The 17,068-nt window shown below is 73.4% G+C and carries 13 protein-coding genes and 5 tRNA genes; 7 read left to right on the top strand and 11 right to left on the bottom strand.

Annotated elements, in window-relative coordinates; all coding sequences use genetic code 11:
- Positions 1–145: 145 nt before the first annotated feature.
- Complete coding sequence (locus O1G22_RS34045) at positions 146–592, bottom strand: hypothetical protein (protein WP_270084816.1); 447 nt, start codon at positions 590–592, stop codon at positions 146–148.
- A gap of 247 nt (positions 593–839) precedes the next feature.
- Here O1G22_RS34045 and O1G22_RS34040 point away from each other — a divergent pair, with 247 nt between their 5' ends.
- Positions 840–1,364, top strand: a complete 525-nt coding sequence (locus tag O1G22_RS34040) for a DsbA family protein (protein WP_270084815.1) — start codon at positions 840–842, stop codon at positions 1,362–1,364.
- 34 nt (positions 1,365–1,398) lie between these two features.
- Here the strand turns inward: O1G22_RS34040 and O1G22_RS34035 are convergent, their stop codons facing one another.
- From O1G22_RS34035 to O1G22_RS34025, 3 genes are all read right to left on the bottom strand, one after another.
- Entirely contained in the window at positions 1,399–2,223 is an 825-nt protein-coding gene (locus O1G22_RS34035; protein WP_270084814.1) for a GNAT family N-acetyltransferase, read from the bottom strand.
- A gap of 76 nt (positions 2,224–2,299) precedes the next feature.
- Positions 2,300–3,121: an aminotransferase class IV gene (locus tag O1G22_RS34030; RefSeq protein ID WP_270084813.1), complete on the bottom strand. Its 822-nt coding sequence runs from the start codon at positions 3,119–3,121 to the stop codon at positions 2,300–2,302.
- The gene (locus tag O1G22_RS34025) at positions 3,118–4,239 is read right to left on the bottom strand and encodes a chorismate-binding protein (protein ID WP_428986524.1); all 1,122 of its coding nucleotides are present in this window, start codon (positions 4,237–4,239) and stop codon (positions 3,118–3,120) included. The genes O1G22_RS34030 and O1G22_RS34025 overlap by 4 nt, the downstream gene beginning before the upstream one ends.
- A 112-nt stretch (positions 4,240–4,351) precedes the next feature.
- Between O1G22_RS34025 and O1G22_RS34020 the strand changes: the two genes are divergently transcribed.
- The 5 genes from O1G22_RS34020 to O1G22_RS34000 all read left to right on the top strand — a co-directional run bounded on the left by O1G22_RS34020 (position 4,352) and on the right by O1G22_RS34000 (position 4,828).
- A tRNA-Gly gene (locus tag O1G22_RS34020) sits at positions 4,352–4,424 on the top strand.
- A gap of 38 nt (positions 4,425–4,462) precedes the next feature.
- Positions 4,463–4,536, top strand: a tRNA-Cys gene (locus O1G22_RS34015).
- A 1-nt stretch (position 4,537) separates the two neighbouring features.
- Positions 4,538–4,609, top strand: a tRNA-Val gene (locus O1G22_RS34010).
- A gap of 46 nt (positions 4,610–4,655) precedes the next feature.
- Positions 4,656–4,727: transfer RNA gene (locus O1G22_RS34005), tRNA-Val, on the top strand.
- 29 nt (positions 4,728–4,756) lie between these two features.
- Positions 4,757–4,828, top strand: a tRNA-Val gene (locus tag O1G22_RS34000).
- A 186-nt stretch (positions 4,829–5,014) separates the two neighbouring features.
- Here O1G22_RS34000 and O1G22_RS33995 read toward each other — a convergent pair.
- Complete coding sequence (locus tag O1G22_RS33995) at positions 5,015–5,191, bottom strand: hypothetical protein (protein ID WP_270084811.1); 177 nt, start codon at positions 5,189–5,191, stop codon at positions 5,015–5,017.
- Positions 5,192–5,790: 599 nt separating this feature from the next.
- On the opposite strand from O1G22_RS33995, the gene O1G22_RS33990 reads away from it, so the two are divergent.
- Positions 5,791–7,203, top strand: coding sequence for a serine/threonine-protein kinase (locus tag O1G22_RS33990; RefSeq protein WP_270084810.1), 1,413 nt, complete (start codon positions 5,791–5,793; stop codon positions 7,201–7,203).
- Between the two features lie 19 nt (positions 7,204–7,222).
- Here O1G22_RS33990 and O1G22_RS33985 read toward each other — a convergent pair whose 3' ends face one another.
- The 6 genes from O1G22_RS33985 to O1G22_RS33960 form a co-directional block, all read right to left on the bottom strand.
- Positions 7,223–8,041 (bottom strand): TrmH family RNA methyltransferase, encoded by an 819-nt coding sequence (locus O1G22_RS33985; RefSeq protein WP_270084809.1) that lies wholly within the window; start codon positions 8,039–8,041, stop codon positions 7,223–7,225.
- 88 nt (positions 8,042–8,129) lie between these two features.
- On the bottom strand, positions 8,130–9,362 hold the full coding sequence (gene cobA, locus O1G22_RS33980; protein WP_270084808.1) for a uroporphyrinogen-III C-methyltransferase: 1,233 nt from the start codon (positions 9,360–9,362) through the stop codon (positions 8,130–8,132).
- 154 nt (positions 9,363–9,516) lie between these two features.
- Positions 9,517–13,665 carry a nicotinate-nucleotide--dimethylbenzimidazole phosphoribosyltransferase gene (gene cobT / locus O1G22_RS33975; RefSeq protein WP_270084807.1) on the bottom strand — a complete coding sequence of 1,383 codons (4,149 nt, stop codon included), beginning with the start codon at positions 13,663–13,665 and terminating at the stop codon, positions 9,517–9,519.
- Between the two features lie 396 nt (positions 13,666–14,061).
- Positions 14,062–15,300: a precorrin-6y C5,15-methyltransferase (decarboxylating) subunit CbiE gene (gene cbiE / locus O1G22_RS33970; RefSeq protein ID WP_270084806.1), complete on the bottom strand. Its 1,239-nt coding sequence runs from the start codon at positions 15,298–15,300 to the stop codon at positions 14,062–14,064.
- An 88-nt stretch (positions 15,301–15,388) separates the two neighbouring features.
- A complete protein-coding gene (locus O1G22_RS33965) occupies positions 15,389–16,027 on the bottom strand; it encodes a GNAT family N-acetyltransferase (protein WP_270084805.1) in 639 nt (212 codons plus the stop codon).
- 171 nt (positions 16,028–16,198) lie between these two features.
- Complete coding sequence (locus O1G22_RS33960; protein WP_270084804.1) at positions 16,199–17,032, bottom strand: MetQ/NlpA family ABC transporter substrate-binding protein; 834 nt, start codon at positions 17,030–17,032, stop codon at positions 16,199–16,201.
- Positions 17,033–17,068: the final 36 nt, after the last annotated feature.

Raw genomic sequence — 17,068 nt, 5'->3', positions numbered from 1 at the left:
GTTGCCGGATTCCGCGCCGTCTCGTCCGACTTGCTTCGGGTTGTGAACGGATCCGGACGCGCTCATGACGCACTGTGTCGTTTCGGTCCGGGGGCCGATGTGGCCGCGGACGTGCCGTTATGCCGCCGCACCCGCAATGCGGCCGTCATATGCCGTGCTTCTTGAGGATGGCCTCGATGTCGCTGAAGTCCTCGGTGGCGCCGCCGGCGCGCGGGGCGGTGGCGGATCCGGTCGTCTGGCGGGTCCCCGGGCCCAGGGAGGGCGCGGAGGCCGTCGGGGCCACGGCCGCTCCGGTCTCACCGCCCCGGGCCGCTCTGCGCCCGGCCCGGGTGCCGCCGCGCCGGCGCTCGACGGCGCGGGTGCTCGCGAAGAGCAGCCAGGCCGCGCCCAGCACGCCGAAGCCCACCCAGGCGACGGGACTGAAGGCGGTGTCGGAGACCCAGCCGACGACGCCCGTCATCACCAGGCCGACCGGCACCAGCGAGTAGGCCGCGATGCGGGCCGCCGACAGGAATCGCTTGCGGTAGGCCGTCACCACCGCGATACCCAGGCCCGCCGCGGACACGGCGGAGCAGACGGTCTCGGCAATCATCCGGTCCTCCTGGCGGCTCGGTCGGGTGGAAGTGGGACACACGAACGCGAAGAAGCGGCATGCGGCGATGGCGCGCTTCGTCCCTTCCATCCTGCCCCGCCCCGTGCCCGCGATGCCATGCCCCCGGCGGACATCAGGGACATCTCCGGGTCGCCTCCTCCTGGAGTGCCGTACGGTCCCGACGATCCCGTCGCGGCCGTACGGTCCCGATTGGGTCGGCGGGCCCCGGCCTGGAAGACTGGGCGGCATGAGCGACTCCTCCCCCGCACCCGCCGACATCCCCGTTCTCGATGTCTGGTGCGAGCTGCAGTGCCCCGACTGCCGTACCGCGCTGGACGACGTCCGCGCCCTGCGCGCCCGCTACGGCGACCGGCTGGAGCTGCGGCTGCGGCACTTCCCGCTGGAGAAGCACAAGCACTCCTTCGCCGCCGCCCAGGCCGCCGAGGAGGCGCTGGCACAGGGCCGGGGCTGGCCGTACGTGGAGGCCGTACTGGGGCGGGTCGAGGAGCTGGACCGTCAGGGAGAACCCTTCCTGGTCGAGGTGGCCCGTGAACTCGGGCTGGACGCCGAGGAGTTCGACACGGCCCTGATCGACGGCCGGCACATCCTGATCGTGGACGCCGACCAGGCCGAGGGCAAGGCGATCGGTGTGACCGGCACCCCGACGTACGTCATCGGCGGCGAACGCCTCGACGGCGGCAAGAGCCAGGAGGGCCTGCGCGAGCGCGTCGAGGAGATCGCCGACCGGCTCCTCGCCGAGCGGGACGTCTGACCGCGACAGCAGGGACAGCAGCGGACTTGGAGCGCTACAGCAGGGGTTTGAACAGGGAGCTGGCCGTCGTCTCGTAGCCGAGCGACTCGTACAGCCGCTCCGCCGGGGTGTTGCCCGCGTGCACGTTGAGGCCGAGGAGTGCCCGTCCGGCGTCGGCGGCCTGCCGCTCCGCCAGCAGCATGAGCGTACGACCGTGTCCCTTGCCACGGTGGTCCGCATCGGTCTCGACGTCGAACACGTACGCCTTGTCGTCCTGGAGGGCCAGCCACAGAACGCCCACCCGGACCCCTTCGTGCTCCAGGACGCTGAAGAGCATGCCGTCCGTCGCCAGACCGTGCGGCAGCAGGGTCTCGTGGTCACGGCGGGACTTGGCGTAGGCCGCGGCCTCGGGGACACCGCGCTCGATCCACATGCGCGCGTACTCCTCGCTCGCGTACGCGTACCACGCGTCGAACTCGTCGGTGGTCATCGGCCGCGCACGACTGCCCGGCGGCAGCTCGGGCGGGGTGGCGCCGAGGCGTTTCTCCATGCCGCGGTTGCGCAGGGTGTAGCCGAGGGTGCCGAACAGCCGCAGGGCGATGTCCGCCGAGGCGGGGACGACGGTCTCGATCTGGGTGCAGCCCCAGCCGCGTGCCACCTCCTCGGCGGCGAGCGCGGCCACCGTGGCCCGGCCGCGCCGCCGGTCGGGCTCGGCGATCCACAGCTCGCTGATGCGCGCCACCGAGTCGCCGAGGGAGGAGGAGGTGCCGAGGTGGATCTCGCCGACGGGACGGCTGTTCACGCACACCTGATAGCGGCGGGACCGCGTGCCGTCCGGATGCTGCTGAAGCGGCTCGACCGGCCGCAGAGTCGTGGTCATCACAGGTGTTCTACCCGCGCCCGGCCGCCGAGTCAGCCCGTTTTCCCGGGCCTGCGGCAGAAGCCACGGGCCCGGCTCAGGGGTCCAGGTCCTCGCCGGCGTGCTCGTCGAAGATCCGCATCGCCTTGGCGGTCACCGGGCCCGGCGCACCGGGCAGTTCGCGGTCGTCGACGCGGTGCACGGCCTGGATGTCCCGCAGGGTGGAGGTCAGGAAGATCTCGTCGGCCCGCTCCAGGACGTCCAGCGGCAGGTCGGTCTCCTTGGCGCCGGTCCACTCGACCGCCAGGGCACGGGTGATGCCGGGCAGGCAGCCGGAGGCGACCGGCGGGGTGTGGATCTCGCCGTCCAGGACGATGAAGACGTTGGACCCGGTGCCCTCGCAGAGCTGCCCGACCGTGTTGCCGAACAGCGCCTCGGAGGCGCCGTGTTGGTGGGCGCGGGCCAGGGCGACGACGTTCTCGGCGTACGAGGTGGTCTTCAGGCCGGTCAGGGCGCCGCGTTCGTTGCGCGTCCAGGGGACGGTGATCACGGCGGTGGTGTCCGGGCGGCGGGTGGTCGCGCCGAGGGCGACCACGAGGGTCGGGCCGTGCTCGCCGCGGTCGGAGCCGAGCGGGCCGTGGCCACCGGTGTAGGTGATCCGCAGCCGGCCGAGCGGCATCGGATTGGCCTCCAGGACGGCCGCGCAGGCCTCGCGGATCTCCTCGTGATCGGGGTCGGGCAGGCCGAGGCCCCGGGCCGAGCGGGTCAGCCGGTCCAGGTGCCGGGTGAGCGCGAACACCCTGCCGTCGACCGCCTTCACCGTCTCGAAGATGCCGTCGCCGACGGTCAGCCCGTGGTCGAAGACGGAGACGCGGGCGGACTCCAGGTCCCGCAGCCCGCCGTCCAGCCAGATCCTCATGTGCACACCCCTCCACTCGCCTCGTACGTCCCCGACGCTACCGCGAGCAGCCGGGACGCCTTCAGCTCGGTCTCCCGCCACTCCCCCTCGGGGTCGGATCCCCAGGTGATGCCGGCGCCGGTGCCGAAGCGCAGGACCCCTTCGGCGCGGTCGAGCCAGAAGGTGCGGATGCCGACGGCCAGCTCGCCCACGCCCCGGTCGGCGTCGACCCAGCCGATGCCGCCGCAGTACGGCCCGCGCGGGGCGGCCTCCAGGGCCTCGATGATCCTGAGGGCGCTCGACTTCGGCGCGCCGGTCACCGAGCCGGGCGGGAAGGCGGCGGCGAGGAGGTCCGGCCAGCCCGACCCGTCGCGCAGCTCGCCGCGGACCGTGGAGACCAGGTGGACCAGGCCGGGGTGCTTCTCCACGGCGCACAGGTCGGGGACGGTCACGCTGCCGGTCGCGCACACGCGCCCGATGTCGTTGCGGACCAGGTCCACGATCATCACGTTCTCGGCGTAGTCCTTCTCCAGGAGGTCCGCCTCCGTGCGCCCGGTGCCCTTGATGGGTCCGCTCTCGACGACCCGACCCTCCCGGCGCAGGAAGAGCTCGGGCGAGGCGGTGGCGATCTCCACGCCGTGCTCCGGCAGCCGGATCGTCCCGGCGTACGGCGCGGGGTTGCCGCGGGCCAGCAGGGCGGTCAGGGCGTCCACGTCGGCGTCGGGGGCCACGGGCGCGCTGAGCACCCGGCAGAGGTTGGCCTGGTAGACCTCGCCGGCGGCTATGTGCTCGCGGATGCGGCGGACGGCCGCCGTGTAGGCGCCGTGGTCCAGGGAGGAGGTCCACTCCCCTGCCGCCGGGCCCCGCCAGCCGCCCGGCACCGGCGCGGGCACCGGCTCCGTGCGGACGTCCGCGAAGCGGGCGCAGGTCAGGCGGCCCTCGAAGTCCGCGCAGACGGCCCAGAAGCCGTCCGAGTCCAGGGCGGCCGGGTCGCTGGTGACGTCCAGCAGACCGGTGGCGACGCGGTCGCCGAAGCGGGCCAGAGCAGGGAGCCGGGAAGGGTGGTGAGGCACGCGATCGAGTCTAGGTCGGGTGTCCGACGGGTGGCTCCGGGATGTCCCCGAGGCGGCCCTGACCATGTCGTCCATCGGGCGCACCGCAGCACGCTGCGCAAACGCGTTTTTGTACTGGCCCGGGAATCCGCTAGAGTTCAACACGTCGCCGGGACGCGGAAGCGAACCGAAACGACAGGCGGACGTAGCTCAGTTGGTAGAGCGCAACCTTGCCAAGGTTGAGGTCGCGAGTTCGAGCCTCGTCGTCCGCTCGAAGGAAGAAGGGGTCATCCCGATCCCCTACACTCCTGGTGGAGTGGCCGAGAGGCGAGGCAACGGCCTGCAAAGCCGTCTACACGGGTTCAAATCCCGTCTCCACCTCCAAGGACGATTAGCTCAGCGGGAGAGCGCTTCCCTGACACGGAAGAGGTCACTGGTTCAATCCCAGTATCGTCCACTGGATCTCCTCGGAGATCTTGCGGATCTTCTCGAAGATCCTCCCCGCGCGATTAGCTCAGCGGGAGAGCGCTTCCCTGACACGGAAGAGGTCACTGGTTCAATCCCAGTATCGCGCACTGACTGTGACTGCCATGTCACAGCCCGCGGACGATTAGCTCAGCGGGAGAGCGCTTCCCTGACACGGAAGAGGTCACTGGTTCAATCCCAGTATCGTCCACACACCGGAAAGCCCCGGCCGTCTCGTACGGCCGGGGCTTCTTCGACAGGCCCATGAACGGCGCAATGCCGGCGCAGCTCCCCAGCTGCGCCGGCATTTTGTGCCGTCCGCCGCACCCCCGTCCCCACGGGGTTTCCTGGATGGATGTCCCCGCCCGGACCGCTCTTCCGGGCCTGGGGTCGCCGCTCAGCGCCCCAGCATCGCACCCACGGACGACGCCTGTGTGGCCACTGTGTCCCAGCCGTCGAAGACGATCAGGAGCAGGGCCGCCAGAGGAAGGGCCATGAGCGTCGCCACCAAGGGGTGGCGACGACCCGTGCGGCGGGGGGCGAACGTGGTGCGTCGCGGTGCCGTGTGGGCCATGGTCCCTCTCCTGACCGATTCGGTTGTCCTCGGAGCGGCGGGTGTCTGACCTCGGGGGACGAGTGCTGCACCCGCCGCTTGTCCTCAAATCTAGGGGCGCGGCCCGCAGCGGTCGTCATGCCTTCGTACCGATTGCCGGGCCTCCCGGAGGATGAGCCTTGACCTGGGGCGTACTCCCCAGGGTGGAGACGTCGGTGCGGGTCTCGGGGTCTTCCCGGAGGGGGCGTCCGCCGTATCCCGTCATTTCCGGAGCGCCGGAGGCGGAAGACGTGACTTCGATCACTCCGGCGGCGGGCCCGAGGGCTGTCGTGTCCCCCTCACGGTCGTTCCGGCGACCGGTCCTCCGGCCCACCCGCGGTGGCCGTCGGACGGGTGTGCGGACCTGCACCACCTGGCCTCATCAGGCGTCAACCTCCGCTCCCCGGCCACCGGTTGAGGGCTCAGTGCGCTCAAGGGCACCGCACAGCGAGGGTTGCTGACCCTGTTTCACATCGGGTGGACGGTCCGCACAATCCGTTCGGGGCGGAGGGCGCGGCCTCTGCGCGCCGACGGCCGTGGAAACGTAAGCTGTGCCACGTCACAGGGACCGGGCAGCGGGGATGAACATGGCGATGATGCGCCTGAGGCGCGAGGACCCGCGCGTCGTCGGCTCTTTCAGGCTTCACCGACGGCTCGGCGCGGGCGGAATGGGCGTGGTCTACCTCGGCTCCGACAAGAAGGGGCAGCGGGTCGCGCTGAAGGTGATCCGGCCCGATCTGGCGGAGGACCAGGAGTTCCGGTCGCGGTTCGCCCGTGAGGTCTCGGCGGCCCGGCGGATCAGGGGCGGCTGTACGGCCCGGCTGGTCGCCGCGGATCTGGAGGCCGAGCGCCCCTGGTTCGCCACCCAGTACGTACCCGGCCCGTCCCTGCACGACAAGGTCGCCGACGAGGGCCCGCTCGGCGCGGCCGACGCCGCGGCGATCGGTGCGGCCCTGTCCGAGGGCCTGGTCGCGGTGCACGAGGCCGGGGTCGTCCACCGGGACCTGAAGCCCTCCAACATCCTGCTGTCCCCCAAGGGACCGCGGATCATCGACTTCGGCATCGCCTGGGCCACCGGTGCCTCCACCCTCACCCACGTCGGTACGGCGGTCGGCTCCCCCGGCTTCCTCGCGCCCGAGCAGGTCCGCGGCGCGGCCGTCACGCCCGCCACGGACGTCTTCTCCCTCGGCGCGACCCTCGCCTACGCCTCCACCGGCGACTCACCCTTCGGGCACGGCAGTTCCGAGGTGATGCTGTACCGGGTGGTGCACGAGGAGCCGCAGCTGCACGGCGTACCGGACGCGCTCGCCCCCCTGGTGCGGGCCTGTCTGGCGAAGGACCCCGACGAGCGGCCCAGCACCCTGCAGCTGTCGCTGCGGCTGAAGGAGATCGCCGCCCGTGAGGCGCAGGGCCTCGACGGCGTCGTACGGCCGCCCGCGCCGCGGGCCGCGGAGGCGGACCGGCCCACGGGACGGCTCGTCGACACCTACCCCGAGCAGCAGCGCACCCAGCGGCGCACCGCTCCGGGCACCCCGCTGCCACGGGGTGGTGTCCCCTCCCGGGGCGGTGGCGCGCCGGTGCGGGGCGGGGTGCCCTCGCGGGGCGGCAGCGGTGCGCGCGGAACGGGTGCCGGCGCGCGGCCGGGTGCGGCCCGGCCGACGCCGGCTCCGCGCGGCGGCGGCCAGCGCTCGGGCAGTGGGAACCGGCCCGCTCCGCGCGGCGGTTCCGGGCGGCCGGCGCAGCGTACGGCGGGTACGGGGCGGCGGCCGGCCAATCCGCGGCTGCTGCGGCAGCGGCTGTTCGTGTTCGTGGTGGTGACGCTGCTCGTGGCGCTCGGCATCGCGCTGGCCCAGGGCTGCCAGGGCCCGGCGCGCGGACTCGGCGGCGACGGCGGCGTACACCGGCAGGCTCAGACGCTGCACCAGCCGCCGCGCGCCGGGGGCCCGGCGGAGGATCTGTACATGGCGAAGCCGGAGCGCGGCTCCGTCGGGTGAGCGGCGCGCGGAGCGGCCGTCAGGATGCCGGGCGTCCGGTGGCCACCGCGTAGAACGCCACCGCCGCGGCCGCGCCCACGTTGAGCGAGTCGACGCCGTGGGACATCGGGATGCGGACCCATTCGTCGGCGGCGACCAGGGCTTGGGTGGAGAGCCCGTCGCCCTCGGCGCCGAGCATCAGGGCGACCCGGTCCATCCTGTGCGGGGCGGCCTCGTCGAGGGTGCGGGCCTTGTCGTCCGGGGTGAGCGCGAGGAGCGTGAAGCCGGCCTCGCGGACCGACTCCAGCCCCTTCGGCCAGGTCTCCAGCCGGGCGTACGGCACCGAGAACACGGCGCCCATGGAGACCTTGACGCTCCGCCGGTACAGCGGGTCGGCACAGTCGGGCGACAGCAGCACCGCGTCCATGCCGAGAGCCGCGGCCGATCTGAAGATCGCGCCGATGTTCGTGTGATCGTTCACCGACTCCATGATCACGACCCGGCGTGCGGAGCGCAGCAGTTCGCCGGCCGTGGGCAGCGGCTTGCGCTGCATGGAGGCGAGGGCGCCGCGGTGCACGTGGTAGCCGGTGACCTGTTCGGCGAGCTCGGGGCGCACGGCGTAGACCGGGGCGGGAAGTTCGTCGATGACGTCGCGCATGACGTCGATCCACTTGGCCGAGAGCAGCATGGAGCGCATCTCGTAGCCCGCTTCCTTGGCCCTGCGGATGACCTTCTCGCCCTCGGCGATGAACAGGCCCTCGGCGGGCTCGCGCTTGCGCCGCAGTTCGACGTCGGTCAGACCCGTGTAGTCGGCGAGACGCGGGTCGTCGGGATCCTCGACGGTGATGAGATCGGCCACAGGGTGATACTGCCTTGTCCTGGGTGTGCTGCCAACGGCTGGGGAGGGGTGCGTTACCCCGGGTTACGCGTGATCAAGCCGGGAATGGTCACGCGGCGGGCGCCGGGCCGACCTGGACGACCGCGCCGATCACGATGACCGCCGGTGGTTTCACGTCCTCGGTGCGCACCGTCTCGGCGACCGTGGCGAGGGTGGCGTCGACCCGGCGCTGCGCGGCCGTCGTACCTTCCTGGACCAGGGCGACGGGGGTGTCCGGGGACTTGCCGTGCGCGACGAGCGTCTCGGCGATCTTCCCGATCTTGTCGACGCCCATCAGGATCACGAGGGTGCCGGTGAGCTTCGCCAGCGACGGCCAGTCGACCAGGGAGCGCTCGTCGTCGGGAGCCACATGGCCGCTGACGACCGTGAACTCATGGGCGACGCCCCGGTGGGTGACCGGGATGCCGGCCGCGCCGGGCACCGAGATCGAGCTGGAGATGCCGGGAACGACCGTGCACGCGATGCCGGCCTCGGCGAGCGCCTGGACCTCCTCCATGCCCCGCCCGAAGACATACGGGTCGCCACCCTTGAGCCGGACGACCGACTTGCCCTGCTTGGCGTGCTCGATCAGCGCGTTGTTGATGGCCTCCTGGGCCATGTACCGGCCGTACGGGATCTTCGCCGCGTCGATCACCTCGACGTGCGGCGGGAGTTCGGCGAGCAGGTCGCGCGGGCCGAGCCGGTCGGCGATGACGACGTCCGCCTCGGCGAGGAGCCGGCGGCCGCGGACCGTGATCAGGTCGGGGTCGCCGGGGCCGCCGCCGACCAGGGCGACGCCGGGGGTGCGGGTGCGGTGGTGGGGTGCCACCAGGGTGCCGTCGCGCAGGCCTTCCACCACCGCGTCGCGGATGGCCGCGGTATGGCGGGGGTCGCGGCCGCGCGCGTCCGTGGTGAGAACGGCGACGGTGACGCCCTCGCTGTGCCCGGTCGCCGGGGTCCAGGCCGTGGCCTGGTCGGCGTCGTCGGAGCGGACGCACCAGACGCGGTGGCGCTCCGCTTCGGCGGAGGCGGCGGAGTTGGTCTCGGGGTCGCTGGTGGCGATGAGGGCGTACCAGGCCTCGGCGAGGTCGCCGTCCTGGTAGGGGCGCCTGGCCCAGGTGATCTCGCCCGCGTCCGCCATGGCCTCGACGGAGGGGGTCGCTTCCGGGGACACGAGAACGATGTCCGCGCCGGCCGCGATGAGGGCGGGCAGGCGACGCTGGGCCACCTGGCCGCCGCCGAGGACGACCACACGGCGGCCGGAGAGGCGGAGGCCTACGGGGTAGGCGGGGTGTTCGGCCATGAGGGCGTCCTCCGGTGGCTGTGCGGTGGCGCTGACGTGCGGATTTTACGTTGGCGGCGCTGAGGGCGGGACAGGTGTCCGGTGGCTGGGCACGGAGCCACGGATGTGTGCAACGGGGCTCGGCACCACAGTGCCGAGCCCCCTACACAGACCGCTACTTCTCGGTGACCCCCGCCGAGTCGAACGTCGCCACCTCGTGCATCGCCCGTGCCGTGCTCTGCACCAGCGGCAGGGCCAGCAGGGCGCCCGTGCCCTCGCCGAGACGGAGGTCGAGGTCGACCAGGGGGCGCAGGCCGAGCTTGTTGAGGGCGGCCACGTGGCCCGGTTCGGCGCTGCGGTGGCCCGCGATGCAGGCCGCCAGGACCTCGGGGGCGATGGCGCGGGCGACCAGGGCCGCGGCGCCGGCGCTGACGCCGTCCAGGATCACCGGCGTACGCAGGGAGGCGCCGCCGAGGAGGAGTCCGACCATGGCCGCGTGCTCGAAGCCGCCGATGGCCGCGAGGACGCCGAGCGGGTCGGCCGGGTCCGGCTGGTGGAATTCCAGGGCGCGGCGGACGACCTCGGTCTTGCGGGCCAGGGTCTCGTCGTTGATGCCGGTGCCCCGGCCCGTCACCTCCGCCGGGTCGGCACCCGTGTAGACGGAGATCAGGGCGGCGGACGCCGTGGTGTTCGCGATGCCCATCTCGCCGGTGAGCAGCGCCTTGTTGCCGGCGGCCACCAGGTCGCGGGCGGTCTCGATGCCCACCTCGATGGCCTGCTTGGCCTCCTCACGGGTCATCGCGGGGCCCGTGGTCATGTCCGACGTACCGGCCCGGACCTTGCGGGGCAGCAGGCCCGGCGTGGCGGGCAGGTCGGCGGCGACACCGACGTCCACGACGCACACCTCGGCGCCGACCTGGGCGGCGAAGGCGTTGCAGACGGCTCCCCCGCCGAGGAAGTTGGCCACCATCTGGGCGGTGACCTCTTGCGGCCAGGGGGTGACGCCCTGGGCGTGCACGCCGTGGTCGCCCGCGAAGATGGCGACGGCGGCGGGCTCCGGGATCGGCGGCGGGCACTGCCGGGACAGCCCGGACAGCTGCGCGGAGATGATCTCCAGCATGCCGAGCGCGCCGGCCGGCTTGGTCATCCGCTTCTGGCGCTCCCAGGCCTCACCGAGGGCCTTGGCGTCGAGCGGACGGATCTGTGCGACGGTCTCGGCAAGCAGGTCGTGGGGTTCCTCTCCGGGCAGGGCGCGGCGGCCGTACGTCTCCTCGTGCACCACCCAGGACAGCGGGCGTCGCTTGGACCAGCCGGCCTGCATCAGCTCGGGCTCGTCCGGGAACTCGTCGACGTACCCGACACACAGGTACGCGACGACCTCCAGGTGCTCGGGCAGGCCGAGCGCGCGGACCATCTCCCGCTCGTCGAAGAAGCTGACCCAGCCGACGCCGAGGCCTTCGGCGCGGGCGGCGAGCCAGAGGTTCTCCACCGCGAGCGCCGAGGAGTAGGGCGCCATCTGCGGCTGGGTGTAGCGGCCGAGGGTGTGGCGGCCGCCGCGGGTGGGATCGGCGGTGACGACGATGTTGACCGGGGTGTCGAGGATGGCCTCGATCTTCAGTTCCTTGAACTGTTTGGCCCGGCCCTTCGGCAGCGACTTGGCGTACGCCTCGCGCTGCCGCATCGCCAGTTCGTGCATCGTCCGCCGGGTCTCGGCGGAGCGGATGACGACGAAGTCCCAGGGCTGCGAGTGGCCCACGGAGGGCGCCGTGTGGGCCGCCTCCAGGACGCGCAGCAGCACCTCGTGCGGGATGGGGTCGCTGCGGAAGCCGTTACGGATGTCGCGGCGCTCGCGCATGACCTTCAGGACGGCCTCGCGCTCGGCGTCGGCGTAGGCGGGCGCGGCCGGGCCGGTGGACTGTCGGGCTTCCGCCACAGCGGCCGTGCTCCCCTCGTCCTGCTCTTCCTGGTCGGCGGCCCTGGTCTGCAGGTCCTCCGCGTGCTGTACGACGTCGGCGGCCTGGTCGCCCTCGCGCGGCGCGGGCACCGCGGCCACCGGCGCTTGCGTCTCCTCCGTGGGGAGGACCAGCGGCTGCGGCGGGGTCGGCGCCAGGTGCGGGGTGGTGGGCACCTGTCCCTCGACGGGCACGAACTGCCCGAGCGGCTGCTCCGGCTGGGGCTCCAGCGGCACATGGGAGGGCAGCGGCTCGGCCTGGGCGGCGGCCTGCTGCTCAGCGGCATCGCCGGCAGGGGCGGCCGGGGGCGGGGTGGCGTCGGTGGGCTGCGTCTGCGGGCCCGCGGGGGCGCCTTCGGGGGCGGCGGTCGGCTCCGGCTGAGTCTGCGGCGCGGCGGCGGCCTGGGCCTCCGGGGTGCCCGGCAGGGCTTCGGCGACGGGCGCGGCAGGCGCGACGGGCTCGGCCAGCTGGGGGCCCTGGGCCAGGTGAAGGTGCGGCTCAGGGGTGGCGACGGTCTCGACGACGGCCGGGGCGGGGACGGCCTCCTGCGCCGGGGCGACGGCGGAGGCCTCGGCCTCGGCCGCCTCCGGCTCGGGAGCCGGGGCAACAGCCTCGGGCAGCGCCGGGGGCTCGGGCAGGGCGGTCGGCTCGGGGGCCGGTACGGCTTCTGCGGCGGGTGCGGGCTGAGCGGCGGCAGGCTGAGCCTCCATGACGGCGGGCTCCACGACGCCGGACTGCGCGTCCACAACGGCGGCCTGCGGCTCCGCGGTCGCGGGGGTGGCCGGGGCGGGCTGCTGTCCCGGGGCGGCGGGCTCCGCGAGAACCGCGACGGCCTCCGGAGCAGCCTCCGCGGCGAGAGCCTCGGGAGCGGTCTGGGCAGCGTCCGGCGCCTGCGGTGCGGGAACGGCGGCCACGGTCCGCTCGGCGTCGTCCACCGTGACGGCGCCCTCGGCGACCGGGGCAGCCTGGTCCGCGTCGGCGGCGACCGGCACGGTCTGCGACTGCGGCAGGCTCTCGCCCTGGCCCGGGCCGGCCGCCTCGGACGGCTGGGCGGACTCGGACGGCTCGGCGACGGCGACGTCCGCGCCCTGAGCGGCCTCCGGCGCCTGAGGCGGCGCGGTCTCGCCCGGCAGCGCGGCGGCCTGCGCCTCCTCGACGACGGCAGCCGGTTCGGCGGGGCTCGCCTGGGCCTCCTGACCGGGGGCCGCCACGTCCGCCTCCTCGGCGACGACCGGCGTGCCCTCAGCGACGACCGGCGCGCCCTCGGACACGACCGGCCCGGCCTCCGGTTCCGTCACCGCCGGGGTCTCGGCCACGGGCGCCCCGTCACCGGCGGCACCGCCGACGGCGACCGCACCCGCGAGGGGCTGCTCGACGGGCTGCTCTGCGACCGCACCCTCGACGGGCTGCTCGGTGGGCGCGCCCTGGCCGTCCCCGGCAGCGGGCTGAGGGACGACCGGCGCGTCGTCCGCGCCTTCCGCGCCCTGCTCGGCGGCGAACGGCGCAGCCGCGACGCCCTCGGGACCCGCCCCCGTAGCCGCGTACACCCCGTCGTGGCCGTGCACGGGCTGTACGCCGTCGTGGCCGTGCACCACCTGGGCGGCGGTGCCCGGTGCCGGTACGGCCGCCTGGTGCGCGAGCCGGGCGACGGCGGCCTGGGCCGCGCCGGACGGGTCGGCCTGGGCGGTGGCCTGCGCGGGGACCAGGGCCTCCGCGGGCGCCGGGGCGTCCGCGGGGACCGCGATGCCCGCCGCGGCCGGGTCAACCGTTTCGGCAGCCGGTGTCTGTCCGTCCGCCTCGGCCACCGCGACGGCCGGGGCCGGCGTGGGCGCCGTACCCCAGGGCGCCGCGTTCTGCGGAGCCATGTCGTGCAGCGGCTGGGCGTCGAGGTACTCGGGGCCGGCCGGCGCCGGAGCGGGCTGGCGCACCGGCGCGCCGGCCGGGCCGCGGTCGGCGAGGGAGCGGACCGGGCTGGCGGAGGCGTCCGGGATCGGCGGGCCGAGGTGCAGCGGGCGGCGCGGCGGCTGCGGCGCGGCCGAAACGTCCTGCGGGGCGGAGAGGATGGGGGACGGCGGCACGGACGCCGGGGCCGGGTTCGGCAGGCGGACGCCGCTGAGGTCGACGGAGCCGCTGTCACGGCCGGCCGTCTCGTGCGGGCCCGGCTCGTGGACGGCCTCGACGACCGGTTCCGGGGCGGGCGGCGGTACTTCGTTGCCCCATGCGCCCTGGGCGCCCGGCAGCAGCAGGTCTTCGTCCTCGGCGGGTGCCTCGGAGAGGTAGGTGTACGCACCGTGCGCGGCAACGCCCGGCTGCTCCACCATGCCTGCGCTCTCCGGCTGCCCCTCGCCCGGGACCTGGCCGGTGTCGGTCATGCGTACCCCTCGCCCATCGGTTAGTGCTCTCCTACGACCAGCTCACCCGGAACGGCGCACCGACCGCCCCTGCAGTGAAGAACGAGCGTCCGTGCCCAGCGGCACGAACGACCCGCCGGAAAAGGCGACAAAGCCATTCAGTGGCATTGTCCCGGCCGTTGCGCCATCGCGACAGCATGATCCGCGACAGCCCGCTGTGGACTGCGCCACGTTGCGCGTCCTCCGGTTCCGCAGTACCACACCCACCCCAAAACGGGCGCGCTTTCCGGACATTGGCGAACGAAGTTCCGGGCCGCCCGGTGCGGTACAACGATCGGCCAGCCTACCGCGCGCAGTACGACAACCGGATCACGGGTTGCGATCGGGCAGGCCCACTCGTCGCCCGACCACCACCCCTCAACGAGGCGCTTCGCGCCGCAGCAATTCTCCTGAGAGCAGGAACGCGACACTCCGCTCGGTCTCCGTCCAGGCGCGGGTGTCGAGGGCGACGGACTGGAGCAGGGCGCACTCGACCCGGTAGCCGTGTTCGGTCAGATCCCGGCCGACGCGTTCGGCCGCGTCGCGGGTCGCGGCGTGCGTGACGATGCGCTGGGGGCGCCGGTCGGCGACCGCCGAGACGACGGCCGCGCCTCCCCCGCCGACTCGTACGACGTCCGGTTCCGGCAGGTTCTCCAGCACGTGCGGGGCGCTGCCGTGCACCACCTGGAGCTGGACGCCGAACCGGCGTGCGGCCGCCTCGGTGCGGGCGCAGGCCCCGGGGTCGCGGTCGACGGCGATGACGGCGGCTCCGGCGCGCGCGGCCTCGGCGGCGAACGCGCCGGAGCCGCAGCCGATGTCCCAGACGAGGTCCCCGACCCGGGGCCCCAGCCGGGCGAGTTGGGCGGCCCGCAGCAGCTCCGTCTCCCCCTCGCCGAGCCTGCCGCCGGGTCCGCCGCCGTAGGACTCGTCGGGCTGCACCCAGCCGCGGGGGCCGGCTCCGGGATCGCGGCCGGCGATCCAGCCGCCGCTCTCCCCCGGGCCGGCCGGGCCGACGGGGCCCCCGATGACGATGACGACGTTGGGGTCGCGCCAGGTGTGGTCGGCCGCCTTGTCGGAGGTGACGACGCTGACCTGTTCGCGTTCGGTGCCGAGTTCCTCGCAGATGACGAAGGTGCGGTGGACGCCGTCGAGCAGCAGGCCGAGTTCGGCGGGTCCGGCGCCGGGCGAGGTGAGGACGGCGACCTTGGTGTGGGCGCGGCAGACGTTCACGGCGCGGCGCAGGGTGCGCCGGTGGGCGACGACCACCTGGGCGTCGTCCCAGGGCATGCCGGCGCGGGCGAAGGCGGCGGCGACGGAGGAGACGGCGGGGACGACCTCGACCTCCAGGCCGTACTCGGGGGCGCGCAGGGTGCGGACGACGCCGAAGAAGCCGGGGTCGCCGTCGGCGAACACGACGGCGGTGCCGCGGTGGGCGGCGATACGGCGGGCGGCGAGCGCGACGCTGCCGAGGCGGACGCGTTCGGCGCCGGACGGGACCTCGGGCAGGGCCAGATGGTGGGCCGCGCCCGCCACGAGCGTGGCGGCGCCGAGGGCGGCGCGTGCCGCGGCGGTCAGCGGCGAGCCGTCCCAGCCGATCACCGTGACCCGGTCGGCCATCGTCGTCTCTCTCCAGGTCTGCGCAGGTAGTCAAGGGGAAGGGGCCCTTGGGCGGGCTCCGTGAGCGTACCCGGTGAGGCGCGGAGGGTCAGTTCCAGTCCGAGTACGACGTGAAACCGCCCGTGTCGGCCAGCTGCTCGCTGACCCCCGCCAGGTCCTCCGGCAGCAGGCTCCACACGATGACGTCGGTGCGGACGTCCGTCCACGTGCCGTCGTCGGTCCTGCTGCGCGCTATCCAGGCGCCCCGCAGGACGCCCTCGCTGATACAGCCGATCTTCTGGGCGACCTGCTGGGAGGCGGCGTTGTCGGCGGCGGTGCGCAGTTCCAGGCGTTCGAACTTCTGGTCGTGGAACAGCCATTGCGCGGTGGCCAGGGCGGCCTCGGAGGCATAGCCCTCGCCGCGCGCCCAGGGGGCGATGACGTAGGCGATCTCCGTCGAGCGCACCCGCCAGTCGGTGCTGCTCAGATGGACGGTGCCGACCAGGCGCTGGGTGAGGAACTCGTCGACGGCGAACACGATGCCGCGGCCCGCTTCGCGCTCGGCGGGGGCCTGCGCGGTGATCCAGGCCCGGGCGTCGGCCTCGGTGTAGGGCTGGGGGACGGAGGTCCAGGCGGTGACCAGCTCGTCGTTCATCATCTCGGCGAAGGCCTCGATGTCCGACTCCTCGAAGGGGCGCAGTACCAACCGCTCCGTGCTGAGGGAGACGTTGGGAAAGGTGCCACTCATGCGCCGCTCCGTAACTTCGGAAAAACCTTCAGGTCCTGCTGAACTGCCCAGCATGCAGCATGAAACCACTGAACCGCACGACGGGGTCCACACCCGGTGAGGGAGTGGACCCCGTGCGTCGCGAAACGCCGTATACGTGCCGTCAGCCCTTCCGTGAGCCCTTCCGTCGGCTCAGAAGGACGGGATGACGGAGCCCTGGTACTTGTCCTCGATGAACTTCTTCACCTCGGGCGAGACGAGCAGCTTGGCGAGCTTCTCGACCCGCGGGTCCTTCTCGTTGCCCTTCTTCACGGCGAGGAAGTTGCCGTAGGGGTTGTTCTTCGCGGACTCCAGGACGAGGGCGTCCTTGGCGGGCTTCAGGCCGGCGGGGATGGCGTAGTTGCCGTTGACGACGGCGGCGTCCACGTCGTCCAGGGAGCGCGGGGTCTGGGCCGCCTCGACCTCCTTGAACTGGAGGTGCTTGGGGTTGTCGGCGATGTCCTGGGGGGTGGCCTCGTTGCCGGCGCCGGACTTGAGGGTGATGAGCCCGTTGTCGGCGAGCAGCTTGAGGGCGCGGCCCTCGTTGACGGCGTCGTTCGGGACGGCGATGGTCGCACCGCTCTTCAGGGCGTCGGCCTTCTTGACCTTGTGGGAGTAGAGGCCGAGCGGCTCCAGGTGCACCGTGACGACGGGCACGATGTGGGTGCCGCGCTTCTTGTTGAAGTCGTCCAGGTACGGCTGGTTCTGGAAGTAGTTGGCGTCCACCGAGCCGTCCTCGGTCGCCGTGTTCGGCGTGATGTAGTCCGTGAACTCCTTGACCTGCAGATCGAGGCCCGCCTTCTTCGCCAGGTTGTCCTTGACGAAGTTGAGGATCTCGGCGTGCGGGGTCGGGCTCGCGGCGACGACCAGCGGGCCGCTGTAGTCGTGGGAGGAGCTGGAGGAGCTGCCGGAGCCGCAGGCGGACAGCCCGAAGGTGAGGGCTCCGGCGGCGAGGACGGCGGTGGTGAGCTTGGCGGTGTTACGCACGAAAAGTGCCTTTCCTTATGGGTGGTGCGACCCCGT

The organism is Streptomyces camelliae, assembly GCF_027625935.1.
GTDB classification, from domain to species: domain Bacteria; phylum Actinomycetota; class Actinomycetes; order Streptomycetales; family Streptomycetaceae; genus Streptomyces; species Streptomyces camelliae.
The sequence above is the reverse complement of the archived record's forward strand: the minus strand, read 5'-3'. Positions and strand labels throughout refer to the sequence as shown.